The organism is Nocardioides campestrisoli (assembly GCF_013624435.2).
Taxonomy (GTDB): Bacteria; Actinomycetota; Actinomycetes; order Propionibacteriales; family Nocardioidaceae; genus Nocardioides; species Nocardioides campestrisoli.
Genome location: NZ_CP061768.1, coordinates 2,228,077 through 2,253,293, shown reverse-complemented (window position 1 = coordinate 2,253,293; position 25,217 = coordinate 2,228,077). Strand labels below are relative to the sequence as shown.

The following is a 25,217-nucleotide window of genomic DNA, read 5'->3' as shown; positions in this document are numbered from 1 at the left end:
TCGCCTCCGTCACTCGACGGCACCCGGGTCGGACCACGCCCGCGAGTCGTCACGTGCGCCTCGCTGTGCGCGAGGCGGTCAAGCAGACTGTTCCGTCCCTCTGTCGTTCCCGCCAGAGGTTTTGCGCTCTCTGCCCGCACCCACGGGACAGCCGGTCAGGGGACGCTGCGGGCCCGGGCGACCGTCAGGCCGACCAGCCGGGAGACCACCAGAGCGATGTAGAGCACGCCGACCACCTGCTGCACCATCACCACCGAGCGGGCGTGGTCGAGCACGGGCAGCACGTCCGAGAGCCCGACGCTGGTCAGGTTGGTGAAGGAGAGGAAGAGCAGGTCGAACCACGGCAGGTCGTTCCCGCTCGCCCCGGCGAACGAGCCGGGCCACACCACCTGCACGGCAGCGAACACGTACGCGAACGCCCAGGCGACGACGGTGAACGCCGCGCCCGTGGCGAACAGCTCGTCGCGGGTCACCCGGTCGTCCTCGTAGAGGTAGCGGACCATCGCGTAGGAGACGTAGAGGTAGAACGGCGCGTGCAGCACGGCCGAGATCAGCACGATCGTGTCGTGGTCCGGCAAGGTCGCCTCCAGCACGGTGAGCACCAAGGCGGGCAGGCCGAGCACCAGGATCACCCAACCGAAGACCGGGGTGCGTCGGACCGCCAGCACGGCGGCCAGCACGACGACCATGTTGACCACCCCGAGCACCGCCCGGCCGACGACCGTGTGGTCCAGGAAGGGGTAGGCCAGGACCGCCACGAGCTGCGCGGCCAGCAGGCCGGCGGACGGGTGGGTGCGGACCACGCGGAGCAGGCGCGGGCTGCTCACCGCCCGTCCTCCCACACCTGACAGGGGCGAGGTCGGGTCGCAGCGGACTGGGCGATCATCCGGCGAGGCTACTGCGATCGGCGCCAGGAGGGGGCAGACGGTGCTATACCTGGCAGTCTGGGCGCCCTGAGCGCTCGCCCCGCCACCGGCCGAAGGGATCCCCGTGAGCGTCGTCGAGACCGATCTGCTGGTGCTGGGCGCTGGGCCCACCGGACTCTTCGCCACCTACTACGCGGGCTTCCGCGGGCTGAGCGTGACGGTCGTGGACTCGTTGCCGGAGCTCGGCGGCCAGATCACCGCGATGTACCCCGAGAAGGCGATCCTGGACGTGGCCGGGTTCCCCCGGGTGAAGGGCCGCGACCTGGTCGCCGGGCTGGTGGCCCAGGCGGACACGGCCAAGCCGACGTACCTGCTGGAACGCACGGCGCTGACCCTGGAGCACCGCGCCGACGGGGTCGAGGTCGGGCTGGACGACGGCAGCGTCGTCCGCGCGGGTGTCGTCCTGGTCACCGCGGGCATCGGCAAGTTCACTCCCCGGCCGCTGCCCTCCGGTGAGGGCTGGCGCGGACGCGGCCTGGAGTTCTTCGTGCCCTCCTTCGAGCCGTACGTCGACAAGGACGTGGTGATCGTGGGGGGCGGGGACAGTGCGTTCGACTGGGCCCAGCACCTGGAGCCGGTGGCCCGGTCGGTGGTCCTGGTGCACCGCCGCAGCGCCTTCCGGGCGCACCCCCGCACCGTGGAGGCGGTCCAGGACTCCAGCGTCGAGCTGGTCACCCCGGCCCAGGTCACCGGGCTGCTGGGAGGGGAGTGGGTGGAGCAGGTGGAGGTCACCGTCGACGGAGAGGCACCTCGCCGGCTGCCCTGCCAGGCCGTGGTCGCCGCCCTGGGGTTCGTCGCGGACCTGGGACCCCTGCAGCAGTGGGGGCTGGAGGTGTCCAAGCGCCACGTCGTCGTCGACTCCGCCATGCGCACCAACCTCCCGCGGGTCTTCGCCGCGGGCGACGTCGCGGAGTACCCGGGCAAGGTCCGGCTGATCGCGGTCGGCTTCGGCGAGGCCGCCACAGCGGTCAACAACGCCGCCGTGACCCTCGACCCGCAGGCGCACGTGTTCCCCGGGCACTCCAGCGAGGCCCTGGGCTGACCTGAGGGCCGACCAGGCAGGACCAGCGGCCCAGGATCAGCGACGCAGGATCAGCCTCGCAGGATCAGCCGGACGCCTGAGGCCATCCGGGCGTTCGCCTGCTCGGCGGTGCTGCGGCCGGTGACCCAGCCGATCAGGGCGGCCAGCCACAGGTCCGCGATCACGCCCGCGACCTCGCGGTCCTGGTCCGTGGGCACGCGGCCGGGGTCGACGGCGGTGGAGACCAGCTCGGTGACCAGGTCGAGCACCCGGGCGATCTCCTCGCTGGCCGAGGAGTCGGCGAACATGAACGCACGGGTCACTGCCTCGGTCAGCCCACGGTCGTGGCGCAGGTTCGTGCCGGCGACCCGCAGCACCTCGAGCACCCGGTCGGCCGCGGTGCCTGCCGGGGGCGGAGCGGCGTCCAACAGCTCCTGGGTCCGGCGCAGCTCGGTCTCCAGGGTGCAGACCAGCAGGTGCACCTTGGAGGGGAAGTAGCGGTACAGCGTGCCGAGGGCCACCCCGGCGCCCTCCGCCACCGCGCGCATCTGCACGGCGTCGTAGCCGCCCGCGGAGGCCAGGACCCGGGTGCTGTCCAGGATCCGGTCGCGGCGCTCCAGCTGGGCCGCCGAGGGGGCCGGACGGCGTCGAGACGCGCGGACGCTGAGGCGGGCACTCACGTTATCCTCCGATGGACCCAGGCACGCCGATCCGGGGGATCCCCGGGATCGGGCTCGTGCGTCGACTGGGTGGCGACGGTACCAACCGGCCCGCGTGATAGAAACACGTTCTACCTGATCGAGGAAGGACCGGGTCGTTGCGAGTTGCACTGCTCTCCTACCGGAGCAAGCCACACTGCGGGGGGCAGGGGATCTACGTCCGGCACCTGAGCCGAGAGCTGGTCGCCCTCGGCCACGAGGTGGAGGTCTTCTCCGGCCAGCCGTACCCGATCCTCGACGAGGGGGTCCGGCTCACCAAGGTCCCCTCGCTCGACCTCTACCGGGAGCCCGACCCGTTCCGCGTCCCGAAGCTGCGCGAGTTCCGCGACCGGGTGGACGTGGAGGAGTTCCTCACCATGTGCACCGCCGGCTTCCCGGAGCCGAAGACCTTCAGCACCCGGGTCGCCCGGCTGCTCAAGGACCGGGTGCGCGACTTCGACGTCGTCCACGACAACCAGGTCCTCGGCTACGGCATGCTCGACATCGAGAAGATGGGGCTGCCGCTGCTCACCACGCTGCACCACCCGATCACCTTCGACCGCCGCATCGACCTCGAGGCGGCGCCGACGCTGCGCAAGAAGCTCTCCCTGCGTCGGTGGTACGGCTTCCTGCGGATGCAGGGGAAGGTCGCCCGCCGGGCCCGCAAGATCCTCACCCCCTCGGAGTCCTCCAAGCGCGACATCGTCCGCGACTTCGGCATCGAGCCGGCCCGGGTCGAAGTGGTGCTCCTCGGCGTCGACGACGTATTCGTGCCACCGACGAAGCCGCGGGTCGCCGGTCGCATCCTGGCGATGGCCAGCGCCGACGCCCCGATGAAGGGGATCGCGACGTTGCTGGAGGCGTTCGCCAAGCTGCGGACCGAGCGCGACGTCGAGCTCCTCCTGGTCACCAAGCCGGTGCCCGGCGGCCGTACCGAGCAGCTGATCGACACCCTGGCGATCAAGGACTCCGTGCGGTTCGTCAGCGGCGTCTCCGACCAGGAGCTGGTCGACATCATGGGCTCGGCCGAGGTGGCGTGCGTGCCCTCGCTCTACGAGGGCTTCTCGCTGCCCACCGCCGAGCTGATGGCGTGCGCCACTCCGCTGGTGGTCTCGCGGGCCGGGGCGATCCCCGAGGTCGTGGGCCCCGACGGGGAGTGTGCCGACCTGGTCACGCCCGGTGACGTCGACGAGCTGGTGGACGCCCTCGGCGCCCTGCTCGACGACCCCGAGCGCCGGGCCCGGATGGGCGCGGCGGGACGCCGTCGGGTGATGGAGAAGTTCAGCTGGCGGGCCGTGGCGGCCGCCACCGCACGCGCGTACGACGAAGTGATCACCGACTACCGGGCCGAGAAGGCCGCAGAGGGGGAGCCCCGTGCTGACCGTTGACTTCGACCGGCTGGGAGTGAAGGCGGGGGACCGGGTCCTCGACATGGGGTGCGGCGCCGGACGGCACGCGTTCGAGATGTACCGCCGGGGCGCCGACGTCATCGCCTTCGACCAGGACGCCGACGAGCTCGCCGGTGTGCGCGAGCTCTTCGTGGCGATGAAGGAGGCCGGGGAGGTGCCCGAGGGCGCCGAGGCCGACGTCAAGGAGGGCGACGCGCTCGCCCTGCCGTTCGCCGACGGCGAGTTCGACCGGATCGTCGCCGCCGAGGTGCTGGAGCACATCCCCGCCGACATCCAGGCGATCGACGAGCTGGTCCGCGTGCTGCGCCCCGGCGGGACGCTGGCCGTCTCGGTGCCGCGGTGGCTGCCCGAGGTGATCAACTGGAAGCTCTCCGAGGACTACCACAACACCCCCGGCGGGCACATCCGGATCTACACCGACAAGGAGCTGATCGACAAGATCAGCAAGGCCGGGATGCGCCACGACGGCGTCGCCTACGCCCACGGCCTGCACTCGCCGTACTGGTGGATCAAGTGCGCGGTCGGCGTCGAGAAGGACGACCACCCGCTGGCCAAGGCGTACCACAAGCTGCTGGTCTGGGAGATCATGAAGCAGCCCAAGGTGCTGCAGGTGGCCGGCAAGGTCCTCGACCCGCTGATCGGCAAGAGCATGGTGCTCTACTTCACCAAGCCCGATGTCGCCTGAGGTTCCTCAGGTCCCCGGTGTCCTGACCTCCCACGAGGTGGCCAGGACCGCTGCGACCATCGCGGCGATGCAGGAGCCCGACGGCGCGATCCCCTGGACGCCCGGCGACAAGACCGACGTGTGGAACCACGTCGAGGCGGCCATGGCGCTGCTGGTGGGCGGCGAGGTCGAGGCCGCGGAGCGCGCCTACGAGTGGACCCTGGGCTGGCAGCGCCCGGACGGCTCCTGGCCGATGAAGATCGTCGAGGGGTCGGTCGCCGACGAGAGCGGCGAGACCAACATGTCCGCCTACCTGGCCGTCGGTGTGTGGCACCACTGGCTGGTGCGTCGCGACGCTGACTTCGTCCGCCGCTACTGGCCCGCGGTCCGCCGCGGCCTGGACTGGGTCGTCTCGCTGCAGCTGCCCTTCGGGGGCATCGCGTGGTCGCAGGCCTGGGAGGACGGGTCCCCGGGACCGGTGAACGCCGACGCCCTGGTCGCAGGTTCCTCCAGCATCCACCACGCCCTGGCCGCCGGCCTGGCCCTGGCCGAGCTGGTGGGGGAGCCCCAGCCCGAGTGGGAGCTGGCCGGCGGGCGGCTGGCGCACGCCCTGCGCGACCACCGCGACCTGTTCCTGGACAAGTCCGAGTTCTCCATGGACTGGTACTACCCGGTCCTCGGCGGCGCGGTGCGCGGCGAGGCCGGGTTCGGTCGGATCGCGGAGAAGTGGGACACCTTCGTGGTCGACGACCTGGGGATCCTCTGCGTCTCGACCAACCCCTGGGTGACCGGCGCCGAGACCTGCGAGCTGGTGATGGCGCTCGAGGCGCTCGGCGACCGGGACCGGGCGCTGCGCCTCTTCGCGGACATGCAGCACCTGCGCGACGACGAGGGTCGGTACTGGACCGGCTACGTCTATCCCGACGAGGTCAACTGGCCGGGCGAGCACACCACGTACACCGCCGCCGCGGTGATCCTGGCCGCCGACCAGCTCTCCGGCACCACGCCGGGCTCCGACATCATGCGCGGGACGACGCTTCCCCGGATGGCGGAGCTGGGGCTCGAGTGCGGGTGCCCGTCAGGCGAGGTCGCCCAGGGCTCCGGTCGTTCCTGAGGTCCGCTCCAGCACGCGCATCGAGCCGAGTGCCTCGACCTCGGTGAACTCAGCCGTGGCGAGCGCGCGCAGGTAGACGTCGTACGGCGGCCGCCCGCCGTCCGCCGGGTCGGGGAAGACGTCGTGGATGACCAGCAGGCCGCCCGGCTGCACCCACGGCGCCCAGCCGGTGAAGTCGTTGTGGGCGTGCTCCTCGGCGTGCCCGCCGTCGATGAAGAGCAGGGCCAGCGGGGTCCGCCAGTGCCGGGAGACGGTCGTGGAGTGGCCCACCACGGCCACCACGTGCTCCTCCAGCCCGGCCCGCTCCAGGGTGCGGCGCAGGAAGGGGAGGGTGTCCATCCGGCCGGTGCGCGGGTCCACGACCTCGGGGTCGTGGTGCTCCCAGCCCGCCTGGTTCTCCTCGCTGCCGTGGTGGTGGTCGACGGTGAAGACCGTGCCGCCCACCTCGAGGGCCGCGGCGCCCAGGTAGACCGCGGACTTGCCGCAGTAGGTGCCGACCTCCAGCGCGGGGCCGGTGGGGAGCTGCCCGGCGGCCCGGCGGAAGAGCAGCAGCCCCTCCTCCTCGGGCATGAACCCCTTCACCTCCCGGGCGAGCGTGCGCAGGTCCTCGGGCATCGGGGAGGTGGTCATGGGCTCATCCTTCCGGACGCCCCGGCCGGCTCGCGGCACCGGTACCGCCTCAGGGCTCGATGAGTCCGGCACGGATCGCGTAGCGGGTCAGCTCGGTGCGGTCCCGCATCCCGAGCTTGCCCAGCACGTTCTCCCGGTGCCGCTCGACGGTCCGCACGCTGATGGTGAGCAGCCGGGCGATCTCGCGCGAGGAGTGGCCCTCGGCGATCAGCTTGACCACCTCGTCCTCCCGGGCCGTCAGCACCGCCCGGGGCAGACGCTCGCCGCGGCGCAGCCGCTCCAGGTAGTCGCGTACCAGCACGCTCTCGGCCTGGGGGTAGAGGAACGACTCCCCGCGCAGCGCCGCGCGGCAGGCCGCGACCAGGTCACGGTCGGCGACCGACTTCAGGACGTAGCCGCAGGCACCGACCCGCAGGGACTCGAAGAAGTACTGCTCGTTGTCGTGCATCGAGAGCATCAGCATCGTCGGCGGGGGAGTACGGCGGGAGAGCTGTCGCGCCGCCTGCAGGCCGGTGAGCCGGGGCATCGCGACGTCGAGGATGGCCAGGTCGATCGGCACCTCCCGGACCGCCTGGACCGCCGCGGCCCCGTCCGCGGCCTCCGCGACGACCTCCAGGTCGGGCTCGGCCTCGAGGATCATCCGCACGCCCCGGCGCACCAGGGCGTGGTCGTCGGCCAGCAGCACCCGGGCCGGGCGGTCGGCGGGGCTCATCCGGCGACCTCGGACGCCGGCGTCGGCTGGCCGGTGGCCAGCGGGATCGTGAGGGTGACCCGGGTGCCGCCCCCGTCCTGGCCGGCGACCTCCAGCCGGCCGCCGACCAGGGCGGCCCGCTCGCGCATGCCCCGGGTGCCGACGCCCTCGCGCCGACCCGCCAGCCCCTTGCCGTCGTCGGCCACGGTCAGCACCAGCTGGTCGCCGCTGACGCCCAGCTGCACGTCCACCGTCCTGGCCCCGGCGTGCCGGGCGACGTTGGTCAACGCCTCCTGGGCCACCCGGAAGACCACCAGCTCCACCTCGTCGCTCAGCGGCGGCAGGCCCGGGAGGACGCCGCGGCGCACCAGGGTGTCGCCCGCTCCGAACAGGTCGTTGGTGAGTGCGGCCAGGGCGCTGCGCAGGCCAAGGTCCTCGAGCACGTGCGGCCTCAGGTGCCGGGCGACCGACCGCACCTCGTCCAGGCTGGCCCGGACGCCCTCGCGCACCCGCTCCAGGGAGTTCCGGGCCTCCGGCGGCGCGGTGGCGGCCAGGGCTGTCAGCTCCAGCAGCACCGCGGTCATGGACTGGCCGACCCCGTCGTGCAGCTCCTGGGCGATCCGGCTCCGCTCCGCCTCCTGGGCGGCGGACGCCGCGGCCGCGTTCTCCCGCCGGCTCGCCTCGATCCGGTCGAGCAGGTCGTCGATGGACCGGGCCAGCCGCCCGGCCGGCCCGCGTTCGGGGCCGGAGAGGCGCACCAGCGGCTCGGTGCTCCGGGCGTGGTCGAGCTGCTCGACCAGGCGGTCCAGCGGGAGCACGGCCCGCCGGACCAGCAGCACGTCGGCGAGCAGCAGCAGCACCAGGCCGCCGAGCAGCACGAGCACCTGGTGGGTGGAGGGCCGGGACGAGACCGAGGCCGGGGAGAGGATCAGCAACACCGCGCCCACGGCCAGCAGCAGCCCGTTGATCAGGATCACCCGCGTGGCGAGGGAGAGCCGGGGGGCGGAGGCCATGCGCCCACCCTTCCCCACGCTCATCGCCGGTGTCCACGCCAGGGTGGGCGGACGCCGGATGCGGACGCCGGGGGACCAGGTGGAACGCGAAGACCTGGGGACGACTCCCCATGGTTCCGGGCCCGGTGGCGGGAGAGGATCAGCACCAACATGGACCTGAACCTCGTGATCGGCGGCGCTGCCCTCGTCCTGCTGACCGGGGTGGCGGCCGTGCGCGTCTCCGCCCGCGCCGGACTGCCGAGTCTGTTGCTCTACCTGGTCATCGGTCTGGCCATCGGGGAGGCGGGGCTCGGGCTGCAGTTCGAGGACCTCGAGCTCACGATGGTGCTCAGCACGCTGGCGCTGGCGGTGATCCTCGCCGAGGGCGGCTTCAGCACGCGCTGGGACGTGATCCGGCCGGTGGTCGGCCTGGCGGGGATGCTCGCCACGGTCGGGGTGGCCGCCAGCGTGGCGGTCACCGCCCTGATCGCCTACGTCGCCCTGGACGTCGACCCGCGCACCGCCCTGCTGCTCGGAGCGGTGGTGGGCTCGACCGACGCGGCCGCGACGTTCTCCATCATGCGGCGGCTCCCGGTGCGCCCCCGGCTGCGGGCGACGCTGGAGGCCGAGTCGGGCTTCAACGACCCCCCGGTGATCATCCTGGTCACGGTGGTGGCCAGCGACGCCTGGTACGAGGCACAAGGGCTGGAGATCGCCGCCCTGGTGGTCTTCCAGCTGGTCGTGGGTCTGGTCACCGGGCTGGTGGTCGCGATGTGCGGGCAGTGGCTGCTCTCCCGCAGCGCCCTCCCCGCGGCGGGCCTCTACCCGCTGGCCACGTTCGCGATCCTGTTCCTGGCCTTCTCGACCGCCGGCGTGCTGGGCGGCAGTGGCCTGATGGCGATCTACGTGGCCGGCATGTGGCTCGGCAACGCCCGGCTCCCGCACCACCAGGCGACGGCCGGCTTCGCCGACGGGATGGGCTGGCTGGCGCAGATCGGGCTCTTCGTCCTGCTCGGCCTGCTGGCCAGCCCGAACCGGCTCGCCGACGCCGTGCTGCCGGCGCTGATCGTCGGGGTGGGACTGACCTTCGTCGCGCGGCCGCTCTCCGTGGCGCTCTGCTCGGTGTGGTGGCGGGTGCCATGGCGCCACCAGGTCTTCCTCTCCTGGGCGGGCCTGCGGGGCGCGGTCCCGATCGTGCTGGCCACGATCCCGATCACCCAAGGGCTGCCGGAGGCGGAGCAGATCTTCGACGTGGTCTTCCTCCTGGTCACGACCTTCGTGCTGATCCAGGCGCCGTCGTTGCCCTGGCTGGCCCGGCGCACGGGTGTCGTGGTCGAGCGGGCGCACGAGATCGAGGTCGAGTCGGCGCCGCTGGAGTCGATCGACGCCAGCCTGCTCCAGTTCGAGGTGCCCCCCGGGTCCCGGTTGGCCGGGGTCTTCGCCGACGACCTGCGGCTGCCCTCCGGGGCGGTGCTCGCCCTCGTCGGGCGCGAGGGCAAGGTGAGCGTGCCCGACCGGCACACCTCGCTGCGCCCGGGGGACCAGCTCCTCCTGGTGGTCCCCGAGCGCGTGCGCAACCAGACGGAGCGTCGCCTGCAGGCGATCAGCCGCCAGGGCAGGCTCGCGGTCTGGCTGGACGAGGAGCCCGGGGCCGGGCCGCCCCAGGAGCCACCCGAGGGCCGACAACCGGGCAGGCGCAACAATGGTCGCCATGACGACGTACGGGCGGGCCGTGCCCTGGCAACCGGACGACGACCTCTATCCCGAGGCCGACGGCCTCGTCGACCACGCTCGCTTCCGTGACGTCCTGGGGCGGTTCGCCTCCGGGATCACCGTGGTGACCGCGACCCACGACGGTGTGCCGGTCGGGCTCACCTGCCAGAGCTTCACCAGCGTCTCGCTCGACCCGCCGCTGGTGCTGTTCTGCCCCTCCCGGGCCTCACGCGCCTGGCCGCTGATCGAGCGCGCCGGCCGCTTCTGCGTCAACGTCCTGGCAGCCGACCAGGCCGACGTCTCGCACGCGATGGCCAGCCGCGGGATCGACAAGTTCGCCCAGGTCGGGTGGCGGCCCTCCGCGGAGTCGGGCAGCCCGGTGCTGGACGGCGTGCTGGCCCACCTGGAGTGCACGCTGGAGGCCGTGCACGACGGCGGGGACCACCACGTGGTGCTCGGCCGGGTCCAGCACCTGCAGGTCGACCGCGAGGGGGATGCGCTGCTCTACTTCAAGGGCGACTACACCGCCACCGGTCAGTCGAACGTGTAGCCGAACTCCGTCAGGTCGCGGGCGTAGACCTCGGCCACCCGCCGCCGGGTGCGGTCGTCGTAGTAGTCCTGCCACGGCCCGGTGCTCCAGGTGTTGCGCCGGGGCGGGTCCACGACGGGCAGCCCGAGGCGCTTCTGCACCACCGCGAGGTCGGCGGCCAGGCGCTCGGTCCGGCCGATGTGGTCGGCGCGCCGGCGCGGGGTGACCAGGAAGTCCACCTGGGGCGTCGCCAGCCGAGGGTGCTCCTCGGTGCCGCGCAGGACGAACTCCTCGAAGTCGGCGTACTTCGCCACCGCCCGCCACAGCGGGTTGCCGCCCCGTGGGCCGTCCTGCTCCACCTGCGGCTTGCCGGAGGCCGGTCCCAGCCGGTGGTTCCAGCGGTCGATCATCGACCACCACGAGACCATCCGGCTCCACGGGTTCCGGACGAACCCGAAGGTCCAGTAGTCGGCCAGGCCGGGCTCCTGCTGGAGCACCCAGCGCAGCCGCGGGTGCCGTCGCGGACCGAGGTCGCGCAGGTCGTGGGCGCCCTCGCGGACCACCGACTCCACCGTCACCCCGCCGGTCTTCGGCACGTGGATGAAGAGGAGCCGGTGGGCGTCGGAGATCAGCACGGGAGCAGGGTAGCCCCGGGGTCAGGCCTCCAGCGGCCAGCCCCGGCCGGCCCAGCCGCCGGTGCCGCCGGCGACGTTGACCGCGTCGACGCCCTGGGCGCGGAGGAACTCCACGACCTGGCGGCTCCGGTTCCCGCTCTGGCAGATCACCAGGACCCGGCGGTCCCGCGGCAGCTCGTCGAGGTGCTGGGGCACCTGCCCCATCGGGACGTGCTTCGCCCCGGGGACGTGGCCCGCGGCGAACTCGTCGTCCTCGCGGACGTCCAGCACGAAGGCCCCCTCGGAGTGCAGGGCCGCGAACTGCTCGAGGTCGACCTCCGCGGCGGACTCGGCCTCGGCGACCTGGCGCCGTACGTCGTCCATGTCCAGGCCGCGCACGGCGGTGATCAGCTCCTCCAGGGCCGGCGGCGGGAGCGCGCCGGGCTGGGAGAAGACCAGGATCCCGTCGCGGAACGCCATCAGCGTGGGGATCGAGGTGATCTGGGCCATCGCGGCCAGCTCCTGCTCGGCCTCGGTGTCGACCTTGCCGAAGACGATGTCGGAGTGCTTTTCCGACGCCTGCTCGAACACCGGCGCGAACTGCCTGCACGGTCCGCACCAGGCGGCCCAGAAGTCGACCAGCACGATGCCGGGCGCGGTCACGGCGGTCTCGAAGTCCTGTCGGGTCAGCTCACGTGTCGCCATGTCGACGACGTTACCCGCCGGTCCTACCAGCCCCGGGCCCGCCACTCGTCCAAGTGCGGGCGCTCCTCGCCCAGCCTTCCGTCGTCCCCGTGGCCGGGATAGAACCAGGTGGTGTCCGGCATCGCGGCGAAGATCTTCTCCTCCACGTCGCCGATCAGCTGGGCGAACGCGTCGGCGTCGCCGAAGGTGTTGCCGACGCCGCCGGGGAAGAGGCTGTCGCCGGTGAAGAGATGGGAGTGACCGTCGGGGTCGTCGTAGCGCAGGCAGACCGAACCGGGGGTGTGCCCGGCCACCGCGACCACGCGCAGCACGGCCTCGCCCACCCGCACCTCGTCGCCGTGGGCGAGCCGCCGGTCGACGGTGACGCCCGTCTGCTCCGTGACCGCGTCGGCGTCCGGTCCGCCGACCAGGACCTCGGCGCCGGTGGCCTCGACGACCTCGGCGAGGGCGCGGTGGTGGTCCCAGTGCTGGTGGGTGGTGACCACCTTGGCCAGACCGTCGGGCCCGACCAGCTCCAGCAGCCGCTCCGGCTCGGCCGCGGCGTCGACGAGCACCTGCTCGCCGGTCCTCGGGCACCGGAGCAGGTAGCAGTTGTTGCTCATCTTCGGGTCCACCGCCACCTTGGTGATCAGGAGGCCGGGCAGCTCGCGTGTCTGGGCGGGGCCACCCGGGGCGACCTTCCCGTCGTACTCCTGCTCCGCCCGCTCCGTGCCGGTCTTCTCGTCCACCTGGTCATCTCCTCCTCGTCCGAGGGCCGTCTGCCGGCCGTCCGTGCATCACGCTGCAGCTCGCCGGCGCCGAACGTGGCTGGCCGGGTACCCGGTCTACCAGGGCTTCATCGCGGGCACCACGCCCGAGGTCGAGGCCAGCCCCACGACCGGGGTGCGACCGCTCAGCCAGCGGGCGAGCTCGACCGCGGTCCCCGAGACGACAGGCCCCTCGCCCGGCTGCGGCCAGGTCCGGTCGAGGTCGACGGCGTGGGCCTGGACCGGCCCGAGGCGGCTGAGCCGCACGGCCAGCGCATCCACCACCGCCGCGGCGGCGACGGGGGAGACGTCGTCCGCGCGGGCGCCGGCGTCGAGGTCGAGGTGGTGCAGCACGACCTCGGCGATCCGCTTGCGCGGGACCTCGGCCACCAGGAACGTCGCTCCGCCCGGGTCCCGCTCCAGACAGGCCTGCCACGCGTCGCCCTGGACGGCGTCGAGCGCCTCCGCGAGCAGCGTGGTGCTGGCCAGGAACCGGGCGCGCAGCTCCTCGGCCGGAGCCGAGGCGAGCTCGTCGATGTCGTCCTCCCGGGCGGTGCCGGTGCGGTACTGCGGACGGTGCTCGCCCCGGCCGGCGGCGTCGACGGACTCCGCCAGCCCCTCCGCGTTCAGGGCGAGGTGGGCGACCACCTGGGCCCGGTCCCACCCCGGCAGCGCCGAGGCAGCACGCAGGCCGGCGTCATCGAGCGTGTCCACCGTGCGCACCAGGGCGGTCGTCGCCTCGCGCAGCAGGTCGCGATCATCCATGCGGGTCATTGAACACCCGCGAGGGGCCGGCGCGCGCCCCCGACTTGCGCCGAGTTGATAACATGGCGAACACGTGTTCGAACGACGTGTGGGGATCTCTCTGTGACCGACCAGCTGATCATCCGGGGCGCCCGGGAGCACAACCTGAAGGACGTCTCGCTGGACCTTCCGCGCGACTCCCTCATCGTCTTCACCGGCCTCTCCGGCTCGGGCAAGTCCTCGTTGGCGTTCGACACGATCTTCGCCGAGGGGCAGCGGCGCTACGTCGAGTCGCTCTCGGCGTACGCGCGCCAGTTCCTCGGGCAGATGGACAAGCCGGACGTCGACTTCATCGAGGGGCTCTCGCCGGCGGTCTCGATCGACCAGAAGTCGACCTCGAAGAACCCGCGCTCGACCGTCGGCACGATCACCGAGGTCTACGACTACCTGCGCCTGCTCTATGCCCGCGCCGGGCGGCCCCACTGCCCGACCTGCGGTGCCCCGATCGAGCGGCAGACGCCCCAGCAGATCGTCGACCGCGTCCTGGCGATGGAGGAGGGACGCCGGTTCCAGGTCCTGGCCCCGGTGATCCGCGGTCGCAAGGGCGAGTACGTCGAGCTGTTCCGCACCCTGCAGGCCCAGGGCTTCAGCCGGGCCCGGGTCGACGGCGAGACGTACCCGCTGGACGCGCCTCCGACCTTGGACAAGCAGCGCAAGCACAACATCGAGGTCGTGATCGACCGGCTCGCGGTCAAGGAGTCCGCCAAGCGCCGGCTCACCGACTCGGTGGAGACCGCCCTGCAGCTGGCCGACGGCCTGGTCGTCCTGGACTTCGTGGACCTGGAGGCCTCCGACCCCGGACGCGAGGTGCGCTTCTCCGAGCGGATGGCCTGCCCCAACGACCACCCGATCGACACCGACGACCTGCAGCCCCGGTCGTTCTCGTTCAACTCCCCGTTCGGCGCCTGCCCGCAGTGCCACGGCATCGGCACCCGGATGGAGGTCGACCCCGAGCTGGTGGTGCCGAACCCCCAGGCCTCGCTGGGCGAGGGCGCGATCCAGCCCTGGAGCGGCGCGCACGTCGCCGACTACTTCCTGCGGCTGATGGGCGCGCTGGGCGAGGAGCTCGGCTTCGACCTCAACACCCCGTGGGAGAAGCTGCCCGCGAAGGCCCGCAAGGCGATCCTGCACGGCCACCCCACCAAGGTGCACGTGGTGACCCGCAACCGCTACGGGCGTCAGCGTTCCTACTACGCCGAGTTCGAGGGCGTCGCGCAGTACATCGAGCGTAGGCACCACGACGCGGAGACCGACACGAGCCGTGAGCGGTTCGAGGGCTTCATGCGCGAGGTGCCCTGCCCGGCCTGCCGGGGCAGCCGGCTCAAGCCCGTCTCGATGGCGGTGACGGTCGGTGGCCTCTCGATCGCCGAGGTCTGCGCACTGCCGATCAACGAGACCGCCGACTTCCTGCGCACCGTCGAGCTCAGCGAGCGCGAGGCGCAGATCGCCGAACGGGTGCTCAAGGAGATCCAGGAGCGGCTCCAGTTCCTGCTCGACGTCGGTCTCGACTACCTGTCGCTGGACCGGCCCTCGGGCTCGCTCTCGGGCGGTGAGGCGCAGCGGATCCGGCTGGCGACCCAGATCGGCGCGGGCCTGGTCGGCGTCCTCTACGTGCTCGACGAGCCCTCGATCGGCCTGCACCAGCGCGACAACATGCGGCTGATCGACACCCTGGTGCGCCTGCGCGACCTGGGCAACACCCTGATCGTGGTCGAGCACGACGAGGACACCATCCGGCACGCCGACTGGGTCGTCGACATCGGCCCGGGCGCCGGCGAGCACGGGGGACAGGTGGTCCACTCGGGCTCGGTCGCCGACCTGCTCACCCACCCCGACTCCGCCACCGGCCAGTACCTCTCCGGTCGCCGGGAGATCCCGGTGCCGGAGGTGCGGCGTCCGCGGACCAAGGGCCGCGAGCTGGTGGTCAAGGGGGCCAAGGAGCACAACCTGAAGAACGTCGACGTCGCGTTCCCGCTGGGGATGTTCGTCGCGGTCACCGGCGTCTCGGGGTCGGGCAAGTCGACCCTGGTCAACGACATCCTCTACACCTCGCTGGCCAAGCAGATCTACAACGCCCGCACGGTCCCGGGCCGGCACCGGACGATCACCGGCGTCGACCAGGTCGACAAGGTGATCCACGTCGACCAGTCGCCGATCGGGCGGACGCCGCGCAGCAACCCGGCGACGTACACCGGGGTCTTCGACCACGTGCGCAAGCTCTTCGCCCAGACCCCCGAGGCGAAGATGCGCGGCTACCTCCAGGGCCGGTTCTCCTTCAACGTCAAGGGCGGGCGCTGCGAGGCGTGCCAGGGCGACGGCACGATCAAGATCGAGATGAACTTCCTGCCCGACGTCTACGTGCCGTGCGAGGTCTGCCACGGCGCCCGCTACAACCGTGAGACGCTCGAGGTGCACTACAAGGGCAAGACCATCGCGGACGTGCTCGACATGCCGATCGAGGAAGCGGCCGAGTTCTTCGCCGCCGTCCCGGCGATCGCCCGGCACATGAAGACCCTGACCGAGGTGGGGCTGGGCTACGTCCGGCTCGGGCAGCCCGCGACCACCCTGTCGGGCGGGGAGGCGCAGCGGGTCAAGCTGGCCAGCGAGCTGCAGAAGCGCTCCACGGGCCGCACGGTCTACGTGCTGGACGAGCCGACCACCGGTCTGCACTTCGAGGACATCCGCAAGCTGCTGCTGGTGCTGGGCCGGCTGGTCGACCAGGGCAACACCGTCCTGGTGATCGAGCACAACCTCGACGTGATCAAGACCGCGGACTGGATCATCGACATGGGGCCCGAGGGCGGGTCCCGCGGCGGCACCGTGGTGGCCGAGGGCACCCCGGAGGAGGTGGCCCGGCACGAGGCGAGCCACACCGGGACGTTCCTCAAGCCCCTGCTGGAGGGCCAGCTGCGCCGCTGACCGAGGCGCGGGCCGGTCCGCCCGGCCCGGCCGGCCGGCTCTCCGGGCGGGCGCACCGTCCGCGCCAGGTCCGGTCCCGGGGGGACTCGCGGCGGTCGAGGCGTCGGTCGAGCATCACCCGCGCCTCGTCGAGCCGGCCGGCGCGGAGCAGGGCCGCGATCCTGATCTCCTCCAGCACCTCGCGCTGGGCGTCCGAGCCGCCGAGCCGCCACGTCCGGTAGGCCACCGCGCCCAGGCAGTCGGCGGCCAGACCTGGCAGCCCCCGGGCGAGCACGATCAGGGCGTGCACGACCGGCGCCACCACCTCGCGGTGCACCGGGTGCACGTGCGACTCGGCATACCTCGCCAGCGTCCGGAGCCCGGGCACGTCGTCGGTGGCCAGCAGCACGACTGCGGCGTGCAGGGCCAGGAACGGCGTCGCCGGCCGGGCCAGCGTCTCGCGGCCTGTCGTCGCCAGCACACCGGCGAGCCCCGGCACGTCCTCTCCCTCGGCGGTCAGCGCCCAGCGGAAGAGCAGCGAACCGGTGTCCACCAGGGCGCGGCAGCCCAGGGCCCGGTCGGTGCCGAGCTGGTCGCGGTGCCGGCGCCGGACCGCGTCGGTGTCGCCCAGGCTCAGCTCGTGCAGGGCGGCGTGCCAGGAGAAGTGGCTCAGGCTCACCGTGCGTGCCCCGTCCCCGGTCACCCAGCCGTCCATCCAGTGCAGCCCCGCGTGGTGGTCGCCGGTCTCGTAGTGGGCGTGGGCCCGGGCGTGGGCCGAGTGCCCGGCCGACGGCTCCGCGGCCAGGGACCGGCAGGAGAGCTCCATCGCCTCGTCGAAGCGCCCCTGCTCCTGCCGCATGAAGGCCAGCAGCCCGTCGCTCCACCAGTGGCCGTCGTACGCCGGGGCGGCCGCCTCGACGATCGCCCAGGCCTGCTCGGGGACCTCGGTGACCCCTGCGAAGGCGATGGTCGGCACGGCGGTGGAGAGGAGCAGCGCGTCCCGCGGGTGCTCGGCGAGGTGCGCCACCAGGGGCGCGGGGTCACCGGCGACGTGCCGCACCACGGCGTGCACGTGCGCCCGCTCGCGGTCGGTGGCGCGCCGGGCGTGCAGCTGGGCGTCGCGCAGCCGCGCCGGCAGGTCCACGGGCAGGCACATCTCGTGGCCCAGCAGGGCGAGGGTGGAGTGGGCCAGCGCGAAGGTGGGATCCAGCGCGAGCGCCTGGGAGACCTGCTCGGCGCCGCCCTCCCGGAGTCGCAGCAGGTCGAGGAGTCCCCGCGACCAGACGGCGGCGGCCTCGGGGCTCGTGGTGAGCGGGAGCCCGAACGGGTCGCGACAGGACATGAAAAGCATAGTAAGTCACACGACTTTGATTGGGAACCGTTCCGCGAGGTGTGTCGTGGGGCTCCCGGCGGCGCTCCGGGTCTCCACCCACCCGATATCCTCGGAGCGACTTCGTCGTCCAGACCAGGAGCAGGTGTGAGCAAGCAGGGCCTCAATCGACGTCAGGCACTCAGCGGGGCAGCGGCGGCCGGGATCGGCGTGCCGCTGCTGGCGGCGTGCGGCTCCGACACCGGCGAGGCCGTCGACACGAAGCCCAAGGCCGAGAGCGGCCAGCTCCTGGCCTCGACGGACGACGTCGGAGTCGGCTCGTGCGTGGTGTTCCCGAAGGAGCAGGTGGTCCTGGCGCAGCCCGCCGAGGGGACCTTCACCTGCTTCTCCGCGGTCTGCACGCACCAGGGCTGCCTGGTCTCCACCAGCTCGAGCGGCGAGATCCCGTGCACCTGTCACGGCAGCTACTTCTCGCTCGAGGACGGGTCGGTCCTGAAGGGTCCGGCCACCAAGGCGCTGTCCAAGGTCGAGATCGAGGTCGACGGGGACCGGATCACCGTCGTCTGAGCGTCGGTGCCGGACCGTAGGCTCTGCACATGGCTTCTCCCGCGTCGTACCGTCCCGCTCCCGGGACGATCCCGACGCAGCCGGGGGTGTACCGGTTCCGGGACCGTCGCGGCCGGGTGATCTACGTCGGCAAGGCGAAGAACCTGCGCGCCCGGCTGTCGTCGTACTTCCAGGACATCAGCAACCTGCACCCGCGCACCGCCTCGATGGTGACCACCGGGGCGAGCGTCGAGTGGACCGTGGTCCGCACCGAGGTGGAGGCGCTCCAGCTGGAGTACTCCTGGATCAAGGAGTTCGACCCCCGGTTCAACGTCAAGTACCGCGACGACAAGTCCTACCCCTGGCTGGCGGTCACCGTGGGGGAGGAGTTCCCCCGGGTGATGGTGGGGCGCGGCGCCAAGAAGAAGGGCACGCGCTACTTCGGGCCGTACGGGCACGCCTGGGCGATCCGGGAGACGGTCGACCTGCTGCTGCGGGTCTTCCCCATGCGCTCGTGCAGCAACGGGGTCTTCAAGCGCTCCGCGCAGATCGGCCGCCCCTGCCTGCTCGGCTACATCGACAAGTGCGCGGCGCCCTGCGTCGGCGCCGTGAGCGCCGAGGAGCACCGACGCATCGTCGACGACTTCTGCGACTTCATGGCCGGCAACACCACGGCCTTCGTGAAGCGGGTCGAGAAGGAGATGTACGCCGCCTCCGAGGCGCTCGACTTCGAGAAGGCGGCTCGGCTGCGCGACGACCTGGGCGCGCTCAACCGGGCGCTGGAGAAGCAGGCGGTGGTGCTGGGCGACGGCACGGACGCCGACGTGATCGCGCTGGCCGAAGACCCGCTCGAGGTGGCCGTGCAGGTCTTCCACGTGCGCGGCGGGCGGATCCGCGGCCAGCGGGGCTGGGTCGCGGACCGGATGGCCGAGGGCGGCACCGCGCACCTGGTGGAGGAGTTCCTGCTCCAGCTCTACGGAGGCGAGTCGGAGTCGATCCCGCGCGAGGTGCTGGTGCCCGAGCTGCCCGAGGACGTCGCCACGATGGAGGAGCTGCTCAGCTCGCTGCGCGGCAGCCGGGTCCAGGTGCGGGTGCCGCAGCGCGGCGACAAGGCGACGCTGCTGGAGACCGTGGGGCGCAACGCCGCGCAGTCGCTCGCGCTGCACAAGACCAAGCGGGCCAGCGACCTGACCACCCGCAACAAGGCGCTCGAGGAGATCCAGCAGGCGCTGGAGCTCGAGGAGGCGCCGTTGCGCATCGAGTGCTACGACGTCTCCAACCTCCAGGGGACCGAGGTGGTCGCCTCGATGGTGGTCTTCGAGGACGGGCTCCCGCGCAAGGGGGAGTACCGCCGGTTCGTCATCCGCGGGGTCGAGGGCCAGAACGACGTGGCCTCGATGCACGAGGTGATCACCCGGCGCTTCCGCCGGCTGCTGGACGAGCAGGCGCGTTCCACCGAGGTGGTGACCGACTCCGGGCCGATGCTGGTCGACCCCGAGACCGGACGTCCCCGCAAGTTCGCCTACGCGCCCGGGCTGGTGGTCGTCGACGGCGGCCCGCCCCAGGTGGCGGCGGCCCGGGCGGCGCTGACCGAGCTGGGGATCGACGACATCCCGGTCTGCGGCCTGGCCAAGCGCCTGGAGGAGGTCTGGGTCCCCGACGAGGAGGACCCGGTGATCCTGCCGCGCACCAGCGAGGGGCTCTACCTGCTCCAGCGGGTCCGCGACGAGGCCCACCGGTTCGCGATCACCCACCACCGCTCGCGTCGTTCCAAGTCGATGGTGGAGAGCGTGCTCGACGACGTCCCGGGACTCGGTGAGGTGCGCCGCAAGTCACTCCTGCGACACTTCGGGTCGTTGAAGAAGCTGCGCGAGGCGGACGAGGCCCAGATCGCCCAGGTCCCGGGGATCGGACCGTCCACCGCCGCGGCGATCAAGCAGGCCGTCGGGGCGGGGGCCGCCCGCAGCGCAGGACCGCGGATCAACACCGCCACGGGCGAGATCGAGGAGGACTGATGGGGCAGCCGGCAGAGCTCGTGATCATCACGGGGATGACAGGGGCGGGCCGGAGCACGGCCGCCAAGGAGCTGGAGGACCTCGGCTACTTCGTGGTCGACAACCTCCCGCCCACGCTGGTGCGCGACGTGGTCCGGCTGGTCGACGACAGCCGGGGCACCGACCAGCCGATCGCCGTCGTGGTCGACGTCCGCTCCGGGTCCTTCTTCACCACGCTCGCCGCCAACCGGCACGAGCACACGACGGGGCGGCCGACCACGCTGCTCTACCTGGACGCAGGCGACGACGTCCTGGTCCGGCGGCAGGAGGCCGTACGCCGTCCGCACCCGCTCCAGGGCAGCGGCCGGCTGATCGACGGGCTGGCGCGGGAGCGCACCGTGCTCGAGGAGATCCGGGGCAGCGCCGACCTCGTGATCGACACCACGGCGCTCAACGTGCACCAGCTCACCGCCCTGATCGCCGAGCACTTCGGGTCGCCGGCCGCCCGGAGCCTGAAGGTGACGATCGTCAGCTTCGGCTTCAAGTACGGCATCCCGGTGGACGCCGACTTCGTGGCGGACATGCGGTTCCTGCCGAACCCGCACTGGATCCCCGAGCTGCGACCGCACAACGGACGGGACACCGACGTCGCCGACTACGTGCGCAGCCAGCCCGGTGCGGCCGAGTTCCTCGACGGATACCTGCCGGTGCTCCAGATCGCCGCCGGGGGATACCTGCGCGAGGGCAAGCGGTTCATGACCGTGGCGGTCGGCTGCACCGGTGGCAAGCACCGCAGCGTGGCGATGACGGAGGAGATCGTGGCGCGGATGCGGGCCTCGGGGTACGACGTCCGGGCCACCCACCGCGACCTGGGACGGGAGTGACGGTGCAGCGCACCGGTGCGTCGGCGGTCGCACTGGGCGGAGGGCACGGGCTGCACGCCAGCCTGACCGCGCTGCGGCACGTCGCGGACGAGCTGACGGCCGTGGTGACGGTCGCCGACGACGGGGGCTCCTCGGGACGGCTGCGCCGCGAGCTGCAGGTGCTGCCGCCCGGCGACCTGCGGATGGCGCTCTCGGCGCTGTGCGGGGACGACGACTGGGGGCAGACCTGGATGCGGGTGCTCCAGCACCGCTTCTCCGGTGACGGCGAGCTGCACGGGCACGCGCTCGGCAACCTGCTGATCGTCGGTCTGTGGGACCTGCTGGGGGACGCGGTGGCGGGCCTCGACATGGTGGGTCGGCTGCTCGAGGCACGCGGCCGGGTGCTGCCGATGTCGACCGTGCCGATCGACATCACCGCGCAGGTCGAGGCCCCGGACGGTCCGCAGACCGCGCACGGGCAGGTCGAGGTGGCCACTGCCCAGGGCCGGATCACGTCGGTGGCGCTGACCCCCTCGGACCCGCCGGCCTGCCCCGAGGCGCTGGGAGCGGTCAAGGACGCCGACTGGGTGGTCCTGGGACCGGGCTCCTGGTACACCTCGGTGATCCCGCACCTGCTGCTGCCCGAGCTGCGCCGGGCGATCGTGGACCGCGGCGACCGGCTCGTGCTCGTGCTCAACCTCGTGGCGCAGGCGGGGGAGACCGGCGGCTTCAGTCCGGCCGACCACCTGGCGGCGCTGCGCGAGGTCGCTCCCGAGCTGCGGGCGCACACCGTGCTCGCCGACACCTCCGCGGTGCTGACGGCACGGGCCGACCTCGAGGACGCCGTGGAGGCCCTGGGGGCGCGACTGGTCGTCGCCGACGTGGCCTCCCACCCCGGGAGCAGCGCGCACGACCCGGTCCGGCTCGCGGAGGCGCTGCGCGTCGTCCTCGCGGGGGAGGACGGAGCCGGAGGGGACCGAGTGGGGGAGTCCGTCCCGCCTCGTTGACGGGCGTGGGAGGATCCCGCCATGGCGATGACGGGACAGGTGAAGGCCGAGCTTGCCAACACCGCGATCACCAAGACCTGTTGCCGCAAGGCCGAGGTGGCCTCCATGCTGCGGTTCGCAGGTGGGCTCCACATCGTGAGCGGCAGGATCGTGGTGGAGGCCGAGCTCGACACCGGGGCGGCGGCCAGGCGGCTGCGCAAGGACGTGGCGGAGGTCTACGGCCATCAGTCCGACGTGGTGATGGTCCAGGGCAACGGGATCCGCAAGGGCAGCCGCTACCTGGTGCGCGTGGTCAAGGACGGCGAGGCGCTGGCCCGGCAGACGGGTCTGCTCGACCCCCGCGGCCGGCCGGTGCGCGGCCTTCCGCCGGCCGTGGTCTCCGGCGGCGGCTGTGACGCCGTGGCCGCGTGGCGTGGCGCGTTCCTGGCCCACGGCTCGCTGACCGAGCCCGGCCGCTCGTCGGCCCTGGAGGTGACCTGTCCCGGTCCCGAGGCGGCGCTGGCCCTGGTCGGCGTGGCCCGCCGGCTCGGCATCTCCGCCAAGGCCCGCGAGGTCCGGGGGGTCGACCGGGTGGTGATCCGTGACGGCGACGCGATCGGCGCGCTGCTGACCCGGCTCGGGGCGCACGAGACGCTGATGGCCTGGGAGGAGCGCCGCATGCGCCGCGAGGTGCGCGCCACGGCCAACCGGCTCGCCAACTTCGACGACGCCAACCTGCGCCGCTCCGCGCGCGCGGCCGTGGCGGCCGGGGCACGCGTCGAGCGGGCCCTGGAGATCCTGGGCGACGAGGTTCCCGACCACCTGCAGCTCGCGGGGCACCTGCGCCTGGAGCACAAGCAGGCCTCGCTGGAGGAGCTGGGCCAGCTGCACGACCCGGTGCTGACCAAGGACGCGATCGCGGGGCGGATCCGGCGGCTGCTGGCGATGGCGGACAAGCGGGCCGAGGAGTTGGGCATCCCCGACACCGAGGCCTCGCTGACCCCCGACATGCTGGCCGAAGAGGCCTGAGGCCGCCCCGGTCCCATGCGGGACGGGGGGTGACGACGCTCACGGGGCCCGCGATAGGCTCGAGGTGAAAGTCGTCCATCGCAATCCAGGAGTCACCGTGACTGTCCGTGTGGGAATCAACGGCTTCGGCCGAATCGGCCGTAACTTCTTCCGCGCTGTGCGCGCCTCGGGTGCCGACATCGAGATCGTCGGCGTCAACGACCTGACCGACTACGCGTCCCTCGCGCACCTGCTCAAGTACGACTCCATCCTGGGCCGGCTCGACGCCGACGTCTCCTCCACCGACTCCTCCATCGTGGTCGGGGACCAGGAGATCCGCGCGTTCTCCGAGCGCGACCCCGCCGCGCTGCCCTGGGGCGACCTCGGGGTCGACGTGGTCGTGGAGTCCACCGGGTTCTTCACCGACGCGACCAAGGCCAAGGCCCACCTCGACGCCGGCGCGAAGAAGGTCATCATCTCCGCGCCCGCGAAGAACGAGGACATCACCATCGTGATGGGGGTCAACGAGGGCCTGTACGACCCGGCGAAGGACCACATCATCTCCAACGCCTCCTGCACCACCAACTGCCTCGCGCCGATGGCGAAGGCCCTCAACGACGAGTTCGGCATCGTCAAGGGGCTGATGACGACCATCCACGCCTACACCGCGGACCAGAACCTGCAGGACAACATCCACAAGGACCTGCGTCGCGCCCGTGCGGCCGCGATCAACATCGTCCCCACCTCGACCGGCGCGGCGAAGGCCATCGGCCTGGTGCTGCCCGAGCTCAAGGGCAAGCTCGACGGCTACGCCCTGCGCGTGCCGACCCCGACCGGCTCGGCCACCGACCTCACCTTCGAGGCGGGCCGGGAGACCACCGTCGAGGAGGTCAACGCCGCGGTGCAGAAGGCGGCCGACGGTCGCTTCCTCAAGTACTCGACCGACCCGATCGTCTCCAGCGACATCGTCACCGACCCGGCGTCGTGCATCTTCGACGCCCCGCTCACCAAGGTGATCGGCAACCAGGTCAAGGTCGTCGGCTGGTATGACAACGAGTGGGGCTACTCCAACCGCCTCGTCGACCTGATCGACTACGTCGGCGCCTCGCTGTGAGCGCAGGGGGCATCGAGACCCTCGGTGACCTGCGCGGCAAGCGCGTCCTGGTCCGCTCGGACCTGAACGTCCCCCTCGACGGGGACCGGATCACCGACGACGGGCGCATCCGCGCCAGCGTGCCGACGATCCGCCGGCTCTCCGAGGCCGGTGCCCGCGTGGTCGTCACCGCGCACCTCGGCCGGCCCAAGGGCGCCCCGGACCCGGCGTACTCGCTGGCTCCGGTGGCCGCCCGGCTGGGCGAGCTGCTCGGCCGGCCGGTGGCCTTCGCCGAGGACACCGTCGGGCCCTCGGCCCGTCGGGTCGTCCAGGGCCTGGGCGACGGGGACGTCGCGCTGCTGGAGAACGTCCGCTTCAACGAGGGCGAGACCAGCAAGGACGAGCGGGTCCGCGGCGCGTTCGCCGACGACCTGGCCTCGCTGGTCGACGCCTTCGTCTCCGACGGGTTCGGCGTCGTGCACCGCAAGCAGGCCAGCGTCTACGACGTCGCGACCCGGCTGCCCAGTGCGATGGGCGCCCTGGTCGGTGCCGAGATCGACGTGCTGCGCCGGCTGACCGTGGACCCGGAGCGCCCCTTCGTGGTGGTGCTCGGCGGCTCCAAGGTCTCCGACAAGCTCGGGGTCATCGACAACCTGCTGGGCAAGGCCGACAAGCTGCTGATCGGCGGCGGGATGGTCTTCACCTTCCTCAAGGCCCAGGGCCACGAGGTCGGCAAGAGCCTGCTCGAGGAGGACCAGGTCGAGACCTGCCGTCGCTACCTCACCGAGGCCGCCGAGCGGGGTGTGCAGATCCTGCTGCCCACCGACGTGGTGGTCGACACCGCGTTCCCCTCCGGGGACCAGGAGCCCACGCCTCGCGTGGTGGCCGCGGACGCCATCCCGGCAGACGCGCTCGGCCTGGACATCGGACCCGACTCGGCGCGCGCCTTCGCCGCGGCGCTGTCCGACGCGAAGACCGTGTTCTGGAACGGACCGATGGGCGTCTTCGAGGTCCCGGCCTTCGCCGAGGGGACCCGTGCGGTCGCCCAGGCCCTCACGGAGATCGACGGCCTCTCGGTCGTCGGCGGCGGCGACTCCGCCGCGGCCGTCCGGACGCTCGGCTTCGACGAGGCGTCCTTCGGGCACATCTCCACCGGGGGCGGTGCCAGCCTGGAGTACCTCGAGGGCAAGGTGCTTCCCGGCATCGCCGTCCTCGAGCGCTGAACGACCACGCCAGAACTAGC

The 25,217-nt window shown here is 72.4% G+C and carries 24 protein-coding genes and 1 pseudogene; 14 read left to right on the top strand and 11 right to left on the bottom strand.

Features of this window, described 5'->3' with window-relative positions:
• Positions 1-155: 155 nt before the first annotated feature.
• Positions 156-827 (bottom strand): ion channel, encoded by a 672-nt coding sequence (locus tag H8838_RS10665; protein WP_224766066.1) that lies wholly within the window; start codon positions 825-827, stop codon positions 156-158.
• 163 nt (positions 828-990) lie between these two features.
• Here H8838_RS10665 and H8838_RS10660 point away from each other — a divergent pair, with 163 nt between their 5' ends.
• Positions 991-1,968: an NAD(P)/FAD-dependent oxidoreductase gene (locus H8838_RS10660; protein WP_224766065.1), complete on the top strand. Its 978-nt coding sequence runs from the start codon at positions 991-993 to the stop codon at positions 1,966-1,968.
• A 50-nt stretch (positions 1,969-2,018) separates the two neighbouring features.
• Here the strand turns inward: H8838_RS10660 and H8838_RS10655 are convergent, their stop codons facing one another.
• Positions 2,019-2,627 (bottom strand): TetR family transcriptional regulator, encoded by a 609-nt coding sequence (locus tag H8838_RS10655; protein ID WP_224766064.1) that lies wholly within the window; start codon positions 2,625-2,627, stop codon positions 2,019-2,021.
• Positions 2,628-2,764: 137 nt separating this feature from the next.
• On the opposite strand from H8838_RS10655, the gene H8838_RS10650 reads away from it, so the two are divergent.
• Genes H8838_RS10650 through H8838_RS10640 form a run of 3 tightly spaced genes read left to right on the top strand, consistent with a single transcriptional unit; the run spans position 2,765 to position 5,832 of the window.
• Positions 2,765-4,033: a glycosyltransferase family 4 protein gene (locus H8838_RS10650; RefSeq protein WP_185996513.1), complete on the top strand. Its 1,269-nt coding sequence runs from the start codon at positions 2,765-2,767 to the stop codon at positions 4,031-4,033.
• Positions 4,020-4,739 carry a class I SAM-dependent methyltransferase gene (locus H8838_RS10645; protein ID WP_181311120.1) on the top strand — a complete coding sequence of 240 codons (720 nt, stop codon included), beginning with the start codon at positions 4,020-4,022 and terminating at the stop codon, positions 4,737-4,739. The genes H8838_RS10650 and H8838_RS10645 overlap by 14 nt, the downstream gene beginning before the upstream one ends.
• 37 nt (positions 4,740-4,776) lie before the next feature.
• Positions 4,777-5,832, top strand: coding sequence for a prenyltransferase/squalene oxidase repeat-containing protein (locus H8838_RS10640; RefSeq protein ID WP_224766063.1), 1,056 nt, complete (start codon positions 4,777-4,779; stop codon positions 5,830-5,832).
• On the opposite strand, the gene H8838_RS10635 is transcribed toward H8838_RS10640, so the two are convergent.
• From H8838_RS10635 to H8838_RS10625, 3 genes are read right to left on the bottom strand one after another with little or no spacing between them, the layout of a single operon-like run.
• Positions 5,797-6,462, bottom strand: a complete 666-nt coding sequence (locus H8838_RS10635; RefSeq protein WP_224766062.1) for a class I SAM-dependent methyltransferase — start codon at positions 6,460-6,462, stop codon at positions 5,797-5,799. The genes H8838_RS10640 and H8838_RS10635 overlap by 36 nt on opposite strands.
• A 49-nt stretch (positions 6,463-6,511) precedes the next feature.
• The gene (locus H8838_RS10630) at positions 6,512-7,174 is read right to left on the bottom strand and encodes a response regulator (RefSeq protein WP_181311118.1); all 663 of its coding nucleotides are present in this window, start codon (positions 7,172-7,174) and stop codon (positions 6,512-6,514) included.
• A complete protein-coding gene (locus H8838_RS10625; RefSeq protein ID WP_185996514.1) occupies positions 7,171-8,166 on the bottom strand; it encodes a sensor histidine kinase in 996 nt (331 codons plus the stop codon). The genes H8838_RS10630 and H8838_RS10625 overlap by 4 nt, the downstream gene beginning before the upstream one ends.
• Before the next feature lie 150 nt (positions 8,167-8,316).
• On the opposite strand from H8838_RS10625, the gene H8838_RS10620 reads away from it, so the two are divergent.
• Together H8838_RS10620 and hsaB are read left to right on the top strand one after the other, a co-directional pair.
• Positions 8,317-9,948, top strand: a complete 1,632-nt coding sequence (locus H8838_RS10620; RefSeq protein WP_181311116.1) for a potassium/proton antiporter — start codon at positions 8,317-8,319, stop codon at positions 9,946-9,948.
• Entirely contained in the window at positions 9,857-10,408 is a 552-nt protein-coding gene (gene hsaB, locus H8838_RS10615) for a 3-hydroxy-9,10-secoandrosta-1,3,5(10)-triene-9,17-dione monooxygenase reductase subunit (RefSeq protein WP_185996515.1), read from the top strand. Before H8838_RS10620 ends, hsaB begins: the two co-directional genes overlap by 92 nt.
• On the opposite strand, the gene H8838_RS10610 is transcribed toward hsaB, so the two are convergent.
• The 5 genes and pseudogenes from H8838_RS10610 to H8838_RS10595 all read right to left on the bottom strand — a co-directional run bounded on the left by H8838_RS10610 (position 10,393) and on the right by H8838_RS10595 (position 13,217).
• The gene (locus H8838_RS10610; RefSeq protein WP_185996516.1) at positions 10,393-11,022 is read right to left on the bottom strand and encodes a sulfotransferase family 2 domain-containing protein; all 630 of its coding nucleotides are present in this window, start codon (positions 11,020-11,022) and stop codon (positions 10,393-10,395) included. The two genes, hsaB and H8838_RS10610, sit on opposite strands and share 16 nt — an antisense overlap.
• Positions 11,023-11,043: 21 nt before the next feature.
• The gene (locus H8838_RS19985; protein WP_224766524.1) at positions 11,044-11,313 is read right to left on the bottom strand and encodes a rhodanese-like domain-containing protein; all 270 of its coding nucleotides are present in this window, start codon (positions 11,311-11,313) and stop codon (positions 11,044-11,046) included.
• A gap of 36 nt (positions 11,314-11,349) precedes the next feature.
• Positions 11,350-11,706, bottom strand: a pseudogene (trxA, locus tag H8838_RS19980) (thioredoxin); the annotation flags it as partial.
• A 23-nt stretch (positions 11,707-11,729) separates the two neighbouring features.
• Positions 11,730-12,434 carry an MBL fold metallo-hydrolase gene (locus tag H8838_RS10600; RefSeq protein ID WP_224766061.1) on the bottom strand — a complete coding sequence of 235 codons (705 nt, stop codon included), beginning with the start codon at positions 12,432-12,434 and terminating at the stop codon, positions 11,730-11,732.
• A gap of 96 nt (positions 12,435-12,530) precedes the next feature.
• Positions 12,531-13,217 carry a maleylpyruvate isomerase family mycothiol-dependent enzyme gene (locus tag H8838_RS10595; RefSeq protein ID WP_185996518.1) on the bottom strand — a complete coding sequence of 229 codons (687 nt, stop codon included), beginning with the start codon at positions 13,215-13,217 and terminating at the stop codon, positions 12,531-12,533.
• Between the two features lie 102 nt (positions 13,218-13,319).
• On the opposite strand from H8838_RS10595, the gene uvrA reads away from it, so the two are divergent.
• The gene (gene uvrA / locus H8838_RS10590; RefSeq protein ID WP_181311111.1) at positions 13,320-16,175 is read left to right on the top strand and encodes an excinuclease ABC subunit UvrA; all 2,856 of its coding nucleotides are present in this window, start codon (positions 13,320-13,322) and stop codon (positions 16,173-16,175) included.
• On the opposite strand, the gene H8838_RS10585 is transcribed toward uvrA, so the two are convergent.
• Positions 16,141-17,496, bottom strand: coding sequence for a pyridine nucleotide-disulfide oxidoreductase (locus H8838_RS10585; RefSeq protein ID WP_185996519.1), 1,356 nt, complete (start codon positions 17,494-17,496; stop codon positions 16,141-16,143). The two genes, uvrA and H8838_RS10585, sit on opposite strands and share 35 nt — an antisense overlap.
• Positions 17,497-17,631: 135 nt before the next feature.
• On the opposite strand from H8838_RS10585, the gene H8838_RS10580 reads away from it, so the two are divergent.
• From H8838_RS10580 to H8838_RS19975, 7 genes are all read left to right on the top strand, one after another.
• Complete coding sequence (locus H8838_RS10580) at positions 17,632-18,051, top strand: QcrA and Rieske domain-containing protein (RefSeq protein ID WP_181311109.1); 420 nt, start codon at positions 17,632-17,634, stop codon at positions 18,049-18,051.
• A gap of 29 nt (positions 18,052-18,080) precedes the next feature.
• Positions 18,081-20,045, top strand: coding sequence for an excinuclease ABC subunit UvrC (gene uvrC, locus H8838_RS10575; protein WP_181311108.1), 1,965 nt, complete (start codon positions 18,081-18,083; stop codon positions 20,043-20,045).
• A complete protein-coding gene (rapZ, locus tag H8838_RS10570; RefSeq protein ID WP_181311107.1) occupies positions 20,045-20,908 on the top strand; it encodes an RNase adapter RapZ in 864 nt (287 codons plus the stop codon). Before uvrC ends, rapZ begins: the two co-directional genes overlap by 1 nt.
• Before the next feature lie 2 nt (positions 20,909-20,910).
• On the top strand, positions 20,911-21,894 hold the full coding sequence (locus H8838_RS10565) for a gluconeogenesis factor YvcK family protein (RefSeq protein ID WP_444875239.1): 984 nt from the start codon (positions 20,911-20,913) through the stop codon (positions 21,892-21,894).
• A gap of 21 nt (positions 21,895-21,915) precedes the next feature.
• Positions 21,916-22,902, top strand: a complete 987-nt coding sequence (gene whiA, locus H8838_RS10560) for a DNA-binding protein WhiA (protein WP_181311105.1) — start codon at positions 21,916-21,918, stop codon at positions 22,900-22,902.
• A 97-nt stretch (positions 22,903-22,999) separates the two neighbouring features.
• Positions 23,000-23,995 carry a type I glyceraldehyde-3-phosphate dehydrogenase gene (gap, locus tag H8838_RS10555; protein WP_181311104.1) on the top strand — a complete coding sequence of 332 codons (996 nt, stop codon included), beginning with the start codon at positions 23,000-23,002 and terminating at the stop codon, positions 23,993-23,995.
• Entirely contained in the window at positions 23,992-25,197 is a 1,206-nt protein-coding gene (locus tag H8838_RS19975) for a phosphoglycerate kinase (protein ID WP_224766060.1), read from the top strand. The genes gap and H8838_RS19975 overlap by 4 nt, the downstream gene beginning before the upstream one ends.
• The last annotated feature ends 20 nt before the right edge of the window (positions 25,198-25,217 follow it).